At 68.3% G+C, this 11,961-nt stretch carries 1 protein-coding gene (only partly in view); it reads right to left on the bottom strand.

Annotated elements, in window-relative coordinates:
• Window positions 1–11,961: part of a non-ribosomal peptide synthase/polyketide synthase coding region (locus JWN03_RS04630; protein WP_297610171.1), annotated on the bottom strand (this coding region is incomplete at its 3' end). Its footprint extends 22,244 nt past the window's final position; the window shows 11,961 of its 34,205 annotated nt.

The following is an 11,961-nucleotide window of genomic DNA, read 5'->3' as shown; positions in this document are numbered from 1 at the left end:
GCGACAACCGCGACCTGAGCGATCTCCGGCATGGCCAGCAAAGCCGCTTCGATCTCACCGAGCTCGATACGGAAACCACGGATCTTCACCTGGAAGTCCGTACGACCCCGGTACTCCAGCTCACCATCGGCAGCCCACGCAACGAGGTCACCCGTCCGGTACATGCGCTCACCCGCGGCGAACGGGTTCGCCACAAACCGATCCGCGGTCAGATCCGCCCGGCCGAAGTAGCCACGCGCCAACTGCGCACCCGCCAGGTACAACTCACCCGAGACACCGACCGGCACCGGCCGCAATCGCGAATCCAGCACGAACACACTGCTGTTCCACTCCGGCGCACCGATCGACACCGAGCCCTGATCGGCATCCGTCACCAAATGGCTGGTGATGGACACCGCCGCCTCGGTAGGGCCGTACAGGTTGAACAGCTGTGCGGCCGGGTTGGCCGCCCGGAAACGCTGCGCCACGGTCGCGGGCAACGCCTCACCGATCGCCAGCACCCGTCGCAGCGAACCGGTCAGCGCGCCAACGGATTCGATGAGCAGTGCATCCAGCATCGACGGCACCGCATGCAGCGTGGTGACCTGCTCCCGAGCCATGAGCTCATTGAGGTACGCCGGATCGCGATGCCCGTCGGCCGAAGCGATGACCAAACGGCCACCGCACACGGCAGCCGACCAGAACTCCCACACCGACAGGTCGAAGGTGGCAGCAGTCTTCAGCAGCACCGCATCATCAGCACTGAGGCCGAATTCGGCTGTCTTCCACTGCAACTGGTTGACTACCGCGCCGTGCGGCAGCGCCACACCCTTCGGGCGTCCGGTCGAACCGGACGTGAAGATGATGTACGCCGTATTGGCGGCCGTCAGCTCCCGGACCCGCTCGGCGGCGGTGACCGGCTTATCGGAGTAATCCGACAGCTCCAGCTGGTCGATCCGAAGCAGCGGAATGTCGCTGCCGTGGATCCCGGCCAAAAGCGCGCCGGGATGACGGGGGGTGGCGCCTTCGCGGGAAGTGGTGAGCACGCAGGCGGGCGCGGCGGTTTCCAGGATGTAGTCGATGCGGTCGGCGGGCTGATCGGGATCCACCGGCACATACGCGCCGCCGGCGACAGTGACCGCGTACATGGCGACGACCAGATCCACCGAACGCCGCAGCGCCAGCGCCACCCGGGACTCCGGACCGACACCGATCGAGATCAGGTGCCGCGCAAGACGATTCACCCGGCTTCCGAGCTCGGCGTAGGTCAGCTCCTCGCCGTCGGGCCCGATCAGCGCCACGGCGGCGGGATCGGCGGTTACGGTCGCATCCAAGAGCGATGCCAGCGTCGCCGAAGTGTCCACGGCATGCGCGGTCGCGTTCCAGTCGGTGAGAATCCGATGCTGCTCGGTCCCGTTCAGCAGCTCGATATCCCCGACCGGGACGGCCGCATCGGCCGCGACGGCGGCGAGCAGGCGGTCGAAGCGGTCGGCGAACCCCTGCACGGTGGCCGCGTCGAACAGATCGGCGCCGTAGGTGATGACACCGCTGATTCCGGCCGGAGTGCCGTCGGCGCGGTAATCGTCACCGACGATCCAGTGCAGGTCGAACTGCGAGATCTGCGAATCGAATTCGAAACCGGCCACCGACAGACCCGGCAGTTCCAGAGCGGACTGCGCCAGGTTCTGGAAGGACAGACCGACCTGGAACAGCGGATGCCGCGCCGTGGAGCGGACCGGGTTGAGGACCTCGACCAGGCGCTCGAACGGCACATCGGCATTGGCGAACACCTGCAGATCCGTCTCGCGCTGACGCGCCAGCAAATCGGTGAAGGACTCACCGCCGTCCACCCGACTGCGGAATACCAGGGTGTTGACGAACATGCCGATCAGGTCGTCCAGGGCGGCTTCGCCACGACCGGCCATGGGGGTACCGATGGCAATGTCCTCGGTGCCCGACAGCCGGGCCAACAGTACGGCCAGCGCGGTGTGCACCACCATGAACAAAGTCGCATTGTTCGTACGCGCGAGATCCACCAGCGCCCGGTGGGTTTCGGCGGAGATGGACACCTCGATCGTGCCACCCGCGAGGGACTGCACCGCCGGTCGCGGACGATCGGACGGCAGCTCCAGCTGATCCGGGAGATCGGCCAGTTCCCGCTTCCAGAAGCCGACCTGCTTGGCGGCCAAGGACTCGGTGTTGTCCTCGGCACCCAGCAATTCGCGCTGCCAGATCGAGTAATCCGCGTACTGCACGGCCAGTGGGGCCCAGGTGGGGGCCGCACCCGTGACCCGGGACAGGTAGGCGGACACCAGGTCCCTGGTGAACGGGGCCAGCGACGTGCCGTCACCGGCGATGTGGTGAATCACCATGACCAGCACCCATTCCGGGGCCGCCGTCTCGCCGATGACCTCGATGAGCACAGCTCGCAACGGCACCTGGGCGACCACATCGAAGGTGGTGCCCAAGATCTCGAGCACCGCAGCCTCGATATCCGCCGCCGGGACGACACGTCGTTCCAGCTCCGGCGTGGCCTCGCCGATGGGCAGGATCACCTGGACCGGTCCGGCGGGCGTCTGCGGGTATACGGTGCGCAGGATCTCGTGGCGGGCAACGATATCCGTCACGGCGGCCTGCATGGCGTCGGCGTTCAAATCGCCGGACAGACGAATGGCGACCGGGATGTTGTAGGCCGCCGACTCGGTGTCGAAACGGTTCAGGAACCACATGCGCTGCTGCGCGGGTGAGAGCGGAATCGCTTCCGGCCGTGGGCGAGCCAAGCCCGGGGAGGCGGGGCGCAAAGCAGGACGTGCGGCTATACCTGCGTATCGCTGGGATTGCACCGCGAGTTCCGCGACGGTCGACGCCTCGAAAACGGCCCGCACCGGCACCTGGGTATCGAGGGCCGCGCCGAGGCGCGCCACGATCTGGGTGGCCAACAGCGAGTTACCACCGAGAGCGAAGAAGTCGTCATCAGCGCCCACACGTTCGGTGCCGAGCACCTCGGTGAATACGCCCGCCACGATCTGCTCGATCGGGGTGGACGGCGCACGGAAGGCCATGGTCTCGAACTCGGGCTGCGGCAGGGCATTTCGATCCAGCTTGCCGTTCGCATTGAGCGGAAGAGCATCGAGGACCACGAACGCCGACGGCACCATGTAGGACGGCAGCGAAGCCGACAGCGCCGACTTCATCTGCGGCACTGCCACACTCGCGCCGAGGTCGGCCGGAACCAGGTAGGCCACCAGGCGATCCCCGGTGCGCTCATCGGATTTGGCGACGACGGCGACCTGTGCGATCTCCGGCATGGCCAGCAAAGCCGCTTCGATCTCACCGAGCTCGATACGGAAACCACGGATCTTCACCTGGAAGTCGGTACGGCCCCGGTACTCCAGTTCACCATTGGCCGCCCAGGCCACCAGGTCACCGGTGCGGTACATGCGCTCGCCCGGGGAGAACGGGTTCGCCACGAAACGATCCGCGGTCAAATCCGCCCGGCCGAAGTAGCCACGCGCCAACTGCGCACCGGCCAGATACAGCTCACCGGACACACCCACCGGCACGGGCCGCAAACGTGAATCCAGCACGAACACAGCGCTGTTCCACTCCGGCGCACCGATCGAGACAGAGCCCTGATCGGCATCGGTGACCGCGTGCGAGGTGATCGACACCGCAGCCTCGGTCGGACCGTACAGGTTGAACAGTTCCGTGCGCGGAGCCAGTTCCCGGACCCGCTGCGCGACGGCGGCGGGCAGGGCCTCACCGATGGCGAGGATGCGCCACAGGCTGTCGGGCAGGCCATTGGCGGCCAGCGCGTCCAGCATGGAGGGCACCACGTGCAGGGTGGTCACCCATTCCTGGGCGATGAGCTCGTTGAGGTACACCGGGTCCCGATGTCCGTCCGGCGTCGCGATGACGAGCCGCCCGCCGCTCACCGCGGCCGACCAGAATTCCCAGACCGACAGGTCGAAGGTGGCGGCCGTCTTGAGCAACACCGCGTCGGCGGCATCCAGCGCGAATTCGGCGACCTTCCACTGCAATTGGTTGGCAATGGCCGCATGCGGCACCGCCACGCCCTTGGGGCGGCCGGTGGAACCGGAGGTGAAGATCACGTACGCCGTATGCGAAGGATGCAGCGGCGCACGACGATCCGCATCCTGAACCGGTGCGGCGGAGTGACCGGAGAGCTCCAGCTCGTCCAGGCGCAGCACGGGCGCGATATCGGTGTCGAATCCGGCGTCGGCATTGGTGAGCACGCAGACCGGGGCGGCGGACTCGAGCACGTAGGCGGTGCGCTCGGCGGGCTGGTCCGGATCCACCGGCACATACGCGCCACCGGCGACCGTGACCGCGTACATGGCGATGACCAGGTCGATCGACCGGCGCAGGGCCAGCACCACCCGGTCCTCGGGGCCGACACCCTGCGAGATCAGCTGCCGGGCAAGGCGATTGACCCGCTCGCCGAGTTCGCCGTAGGTGAGTTCCGCCCGTCCGGCCTCGGTGCCGGGCAGATCCGCGACAATCGCGATCTCCTTGGGCTGCCGCGCAATACCGGCGGCCAGCAACGAGGCCAGGGTCGCCGTGGTGTCCACCGCATGCGCGGTGTTGTTCCACGCCCGCAGGATGCGCTCCCGCTCGGGCGCGGCCAGCAACTCCACCTCGCCCACCGGAGTACCCGGCACTGTGACGACCGCCTCCAGCAGGCGCCGGAAGCGATCCGCCAGGTCGGCGACCGTCGAATGCTCGAACAGCGCGGTGGCATAGGTGAGGGTGGCGAGCAGATCGGCCGCCGTGCCATCGGCCTCGTGCTGGGGGGCAACCACCAGATGCAGGTCGAACTGTGAGATGGGGTTGTCGAATTCGGCTGCGCTGACGGTCAATCCGTCCAGTTCGAGGCCGGCCCCGCCCTGGTTCAGGAAAGAGAAGCCGATCTGGAAGAGCGGATGCCGGGCGGTGGAGCGGACCGGGTTGAGCACCTCCACCAGACGCTCGAACGGCACCTCGGCATGGGAGAAGGCGGCCAGGTCGGCGGCCTTGACCCGCTGCACCAGGTCGGCGAAGGTCTCGCCGGCCCGAATATCGGTGCGCAGCACCAGGGTATTGACGAACATGCCGACGACATCGTCGAGTGCGGCCTCGCCGCGACCGGCGATGGGCGTGCCGACGGAGATGTCGGCGCTGCCGGACAGCCGGGCCAGCAGTACCGCGAAGGCGGCGTGCACGACCATGAACGGCGTCGCGCCGTATGCGAGAGCCAGCTCCTGCACGCGGGCGTGGACGCTCGCGTCGATAGTGAAATCGACCTCGCCGCCCGCGGTGGACACGATCGCCGGGCGCGGCCGATCGGTCGGCAGCGACAGTTGATCGGGCAGCTCCGCCAGGGTGTCCTGCCAGAACCGCAGCTGCCGGGAAAGCAGTGACTCGGCATCGTCTTCGGCGCCGAGCCGATCCCGCTGCCAGAGTGTGTAATCCGCGTACTGCACCGCGAGCGGCGCCCAGGCGGGCGCCCGGCCTGCGCGGCGCGCGTCGTAGGCGGTCATCACATCGCGGGTCAGCGGAACCAGGGACGAACCGTCGGCGGCAATATGGTGCACGACCACCACCAGCACGAATTCATCGGTCGTTCCGGTGACCGCGAGCAGGGTCGCGCGCAGCGGCACGGCGGTGGTCACATCGAACGAGCGGGCGATGAATTCCGATACGGCGGCCGGCACCTCGTCCGCTGCCACGCCGACCGGTTCCAGGGTCGGGAACGGCGCCTGCTCGATGGGCAGGATCACCTGTGCCGGACCGGATTCGGTGAGCGGGTAGACCGTGCGCAGCACCTCGTGACGGCCGATCACATCCCGGAGGGCGGCGGCAAGCGCGGCCACATCCAGCTCGCCGGAGAGCCGCATGGCCATCGGAATGTTGTAGGCGGCGGATTCCCCGTCGAGCCGGTTGAGGAACCACATGCGCTGCTGCGCCAGTGAGAGCGGCGTCGGGCCGCTGATCGTGCGCGGAGCCAGCACCGGACCGGTCGCGGCCGCATCGGCCGCACCGAGCACGGCCGCCAGGGCGGCCACGGTCGACTGTTCGAAGACCGTGCGCATGGCGACCGACACACCCAGGCGGGCGGAGAGGCGGGCCGAAAGCTTGGCCGCACTCAGCGAATTGCCGCCCAGGCCGAAGAAATCGTCCTCCAGGCCGACGGTCGCGAGGTCGATCTCGAGCACCTCGGCGATCACCTCGGCCACCGCGTGTTCGGCGGCCGTGACCGGCGCGCGGAACTCCGCAGCGCGGAAGACCGGCTCCGGCAGGGCCTTTCGATCGAGCTTGCCGGTCGGGCTGAGCGGGATGGCGTCGAGCACCATGATCGCCGACGGCACCATGAACGCGGTCAGCGAGCGGGCCGCGAAGGCGCGGAGCTCGTCCACATCGACGGTGCGACCGGCGGTCGCGGTTACGTAAGACACCAGTGAGACATCACCATTGGCGGCCGTGTGCCCGAGGGTCGCGGCGAACTCGACGGAGTCGAAGGCCGAGAGCGCCGCGTCGATCTCACCGAGCTCGATGCGCAGACCGCGCACCTTCACCTGATCGTCGGACCGGCCGACAAATTCCAGCACCGGGTATTCGATGCCGCCGACACTGCGGGTGGCCCAGCGCACCAGGTCACCGGTGCGGTAGAGCCGCTCCCCCGGCGCACCGTAGGGATCGGCCACGAAGCGAGCCGCGGACAGGCCCGGACGGTCGTAGTAGCCGCGGCCCAGAGCCGGTCCGCGCAAATACATTTCGCCGACAACGCCGTCCGGCACCGGCTGCAGCCAGGTGTCGAGCACCGCCGCGGACATGCCGGGTACGAAGCTGCCCAGCACCGGGCCTTCGCCCGGCCGCATGGCCGAGCTCATATTGGTGATCATGGAGGCTTCGGTGGGGCCGTACACGTTGTACAGCTCCCGCCCGGCGCCCCAGCGCTCGATCAGCTCCGAGCCGTAGGATTCGCCGCCGACCGTGACGTGCTTCAGCCCGGGCACCTGCTTCGGGTCCATGGTCAGCAGCACCGACGGGGTCGTGAAGGCTTGCGTGACCCGTTCGGTGCGGATCAGATCGCTCAATTCCGCGCCGCCGTACACATCGGCCGGCACCACGATCAGTGCGGCCGCCACCGGCAGCGCCATGCACAGCTCGAGCAGCGAGGCGTCGAAACTCGGGGACGAACGGTTCAGCACCCGGTCGCCGGAGGTGGAGTGGCAGCGTTCGGCATTGGCCGCACCGACACCCACAATGCCCGCATGCGAAATGACGCAACCCTTGGGCAGTCCGGTGGAGCCGGAGGTGTAGATCATCCATGCCGCATTGGCGGCGCACACCGGGCGGACCAGTTCGGCGGCCTCGATCGGTGCGCCGCTGCGGCCGTTCAGGTCGGATACCAGCTCGGGACCGTCGAAGACCAGCCAATCGGTCTGCGCCGGAAGGCCGTCCGCCTCGGCGGCGACGGTCAGCCCGATCATCGCGCCGGAGTCGGCGAGCATGTGCGTTATGCGCGCGGCCGGGTACTTCGGGTCGATGGGCAGGTAGGCCGCACCGGTCTTGGTTACGGCCCACAGCGCCACCATCGATTCGATGGAGCGCGGCACGGCGACGGCCACGTAGTCCTCCGAGCCCACGCCGCGAGCGATGAGCAGGCGGGCCAGTCGCGAGGATCGGTCGTCGAGCTCGGCGTAGGTGAGCGTGCTGGTCCGGCTGATCAGGGCCGGGCCGTGCGGGTTCAGTTCGACTGCGGCCCGCAGCATTTCGGGAAGCGTGCGAATCGGCTGTGCGCGCGGACCGCGGCGGCTGAGCACCTGGGCCCGCTCATGCGGGGACAGGAAGTCGATGGCGCCGAGGAACACCTGCGCGTCCGCGGTGATCGTGGCCAGTACGCGGCCGAACCGGCGCAGCAGACCGGCGGCGGTCGATTCCTCGAAAAGGTCGGTGGCATAGGTGATCTCGACGGCCAGATGACCGTCCGCGTCGAGGTTCTCACCGATGGTGAAAAGCAGATCGAACTTCGACATGGTGTCGCCGGAGTCGACGGCCTCCATCACCAGACCCGGGACCGCGCGGGCGCCCGATTCCAGGTCCATATAGCTGAGGGCCACCGTGAACAGCGGATTCCGGCCCGGTGCGTGTTCGACGCCGAGTTCGGTCACCAAACGTTCGAAGGGCACCGTGGCATGCGCGAACGCGGCCAGGTCCACCTCCTTGGTCTGCGCGAGCAATTCGGCGAAGGTCCGGCTCGGAGCCGGAGTGGTGCGCAGCGGCAGGGTATTGACGAACATGCCGATCAGGTCGTCGAGCGCCGCGGCTTCGCGCCCGGCGACCGGGGTGCCGATTGCCACATCGTCGGAACCGGACATCCGGCCCAGCAGCACCGCCAGGGCCGCATGCAACACCATGAACGGAGTCGCGTTGTGCCGCTGCGCCAATGCGGTGATGCCCGCACCGATGCCGCCGCCGAAGCGGCCGCGGACGATGCCGCCGCGCATGGAGGCGATGGCCGGACGCGGATGATCCAGGGGCAGCGCAAGTTCGTCGGGCAGGTCCGCGAGTGCAGTACGCCAGTAGGAGATTTCACGATCGGCGTGCAGGGCCAGCACCTGTTGCTGCCACAGGGTGTAGTCGGCGTACTGGACCGGTAGCGGCTGCCACTGCGGCGCCGTGCCGATCACCCGCGCCAGGTAGGCCGCCACCAGATCGCGCAGCAGCGGGTTCATCGAAACACCGTCGCCGGCAATGTGATGCAGCACGATCACGAGCACATGGCTGGTGTCTGATTCGCGCAGCAGCAACGCGCGGACCGGGACCTCGGTGGTGACATCGAAACCGCGCGTGACGGTTTCGGCGAGCCGGCGCTCCAGCGGCCCGGTGAGCGACTCCACCTCCAACTGCATGGCGGTGTGCGGCGGCAGGATCACCTGGTGGCCGGCGCCCTCGGCATCGACCGGATAGACGGTGCGCAGCACCTCGTGCCGGGTCACCACATCGGTAAAGGCCAGTCGCATTGCGGCGTAATCGATCTCACCGACAATGCGGACCGCGATCGGAATATTGTGTGCGGCGGAATCCGGATCGAGCCGGTTCATCAGCCACATGGCCTGCTGCGGAGCGGAGAGCGGAATCCGGTCCGGGCGCGGGCCGGCGACGAGTGCGGGCAGTGCGGGAGTCGTGTCCTCGCCGCCGAGTCGCGCGGCCAGGGCGTGCACCGTGGCGGCCTCGAAGAGCAGGCGCACCGGAATGCGCTGTCCGAGGCGCTCGCCGATACGGGAGAGCACCCGGGTGGCGATGAGCGAATTACCGCCGAGCGCGAAGAAATCGTCGTCGAGGCCGGCCCGGTCGAGGCCGAGGACCTCGGCGAAGACCGCGGCCACGGCCTGTTCAGCGGCAGTGACGGGCGCCCGGTAGGCGGTGGCCTCGAACACCGGGGCCGGCAGCGCCGCGTGATCGAGCTTGCCATTGACGGTCAGCGGAATTCGGTCCACCGCCACAATGGCCGACGGGATCATGTACTCGGGCAGTCGCAGTGAGACGGCCTGGCGCAGCACGGCCGGATCGAGATCGCCGGTGGCGACCACGTAGCCGACGATGCGGTCCTCGTCGAGGGCCTCGTCGTGCCGCACGATGACGGCGGCCTCGCGAATACCGGCCTCGGCCAGCAGGGCCGCTTCGATCTCGCCGAGCTCGATGCGGAAGCCGTGCAGGTTCACCTGCTGGTCGGCGCGGCCGAGGTATTCCAGATCGCCGGTAGCCGTCCAGCGCGCGATGTCACCGGTGCGGTAGGCCAGGGATCCGGCAGGGCCGTACGGGTCGGCGACGAAGCGGACGGCGGTCAGGTCGGGACGGTTCAGGTAGCCGCGTGCCAACTGCCCACCGGATACATAGAGCTCGCCGGGCACACCCGCCGGAACGGGGCGCAGCCGCGAGTCCAGCACGCGCACCGTCAAACCGGGCAGAGCTCCGCCGATCACGCTGGCGGAACCGGTCTCGGCGGTGATCGGGCGGTACGAGACGTGCACCGTGGTCTCGGTGATGCCGTACATATTCACCAGCGCCGGAGTCTGCGGATGCCGGGCGAACCACGCCCGCAGGCGCTGCGGTTCGAGCGCCTCGCCACCGAAGATCACAGTGCGCAGTGCGAGGTCGTCGCCGGCCTCGGCATCGGCGGTGATGAGCTGATAGAAGGCCGACGGGGTCTGGCTGAGCACCGTGACCCGCTGCGCGGCAAGCAGTTCCCGGAATTGCTCGGGCGAGCGCGAGGTGAAGTAGTCGACCACCACCACGCTGCCGCCGTAGAGCAGGGCGCCCCACAGCTCCCACACCGAGAAGTCGAAGGCGTAGGAGTGGAACATGGTCCACACGTCCGACGTGCCGAATCCGAAGTGCTGCTGTGAATTGTCGAAGAGCCGCACCACATTCCGGTGCGGAATCACGACGCCCTTGGGGCGGCCGGTCGAACCCGAGGTGTAGATGACGTAGGCGGTATTGCCAGCGGCCAAGGGCGCCAGGCGATCCGCGTCGGCGATCGGTGCGGCATTATCGCCGTCGAGGTCCACGGTATCGAGATCCAGGACGAGGCCGTCGAACCAGTCGGCGGGCAGATCGGCCGCCGCGCTGCTGATCGCGCACACCGGGCGGGCGTGGTCGATCACGTACGCAATGCGATCGGCCGGGTAGTTGGGGTCGATGGGCAGATAACCGCCACCGGCCTTCACCACCGCCAGCAGCGCGACCACCAGATCAGCGGTGCGCGGAAGGGCCACGGCTACCAGTGATTCCGGGCCGACACCCGATGCGATCAGCCGGCGTGCGAGACGGTTGGACCTGACGTCCAGCTCGGCGTAGGTCAGGGTGACCGCACCGGCGCGTACCGCCACCGCCTGCGGATCGATCAGCGCGGCGGCGGCGAAGCGGTCCGCGAGAGTGCCGTTTCCGGCGATATCCACACCGGCACTGGACCATTCGTACAACGCCCGCTGCTGCTCCGCGCTGCTCAGCAGTTCGATATCGCCGACGATGACGGCGGGATCGGCCGTGATGGTGGTCAGCACCAGTTCCAGCCGGCGGGCCAGTACCTCGATGGAGGCGGCGTCGAAGAGATCGGTGGCGTAGGTGAAACGAATGGCGTCGTCCGCCACCGTCACCTGCAGATCGAATTTGCTGCTCTCGTAGTCGAAGTCGTAGCCGCCGACCTCGATGCCGGGCAGGCGCACGGTGATCGGGTCGAAGTTCTGCAGGGCCAGCACCACCTGGACGAGCGGGTGCCGGGCCGCCGAACGCGGCGGATCCAGCACCTCCACCAGGCGCTCGAACGGCACCTCGGCGTGATCGAAGGCTGCCAGATCGGTGGTCCGGGCCCGGCCGAGTACGGCGCTGAAGGGCTCCGATTCCGAAACCTGCAGTCGCAACACCAGGGTATTGACAAACATGCCGATCAGCGCGTCGAGGGCCGCCTCACCGCGACCGGCGACCGGTGCGCCGATGGCGATATCGCCGCTGCCCGAAAGGCGAGCCAGCAGTACCGCGAGGGCGGCGTGCAGCACCATGAATTCGGTGGCCTCGTGCCGGTCGGCGACCGCCGCGATACCGGCGCGCAGGGCCGGATCCAGCGGCACGACAAGCGCGCCCGCCGCATTGGAGGCGACCGGGGGGCGGGGCCGATCGGTCGGCAGTTCGAGCTGTGCGGGCAGCCCGCCGAGGGCTTCCCGCCAGTAGTTCAGCTGCTGTGCCGCAACCGATTCGGGATCGTCCTCACGGCCGAGCAGCTGTTGCTGCCAGAGCGCGTAATCGGCGTACTGCACAGTCAGCGGCTGCCACTGCGGCTCGGTGCCGGTGGTGCGCGCCAGGTAGGCCAGGGCAACGTCCTCGGCCAGCGGGGCCATGGAGAAACCGTCGGCGGAAATGTGGTGCACCACCAGGGCTAGCACATACTCCCGCTCGGACAGCGTGCCGACACCGATGCGC

Source organism: Nocardia sp. (assembly GCF_025465275.1).
Lineage (GTDB): Bacteria > Actinomycetota > Actinomycetes > Mycobacteriales > Mycobacteriaceae > Nocardia.
This window is presented reverse-complemented; position numbering and strand designations above follow the sequence as displayed.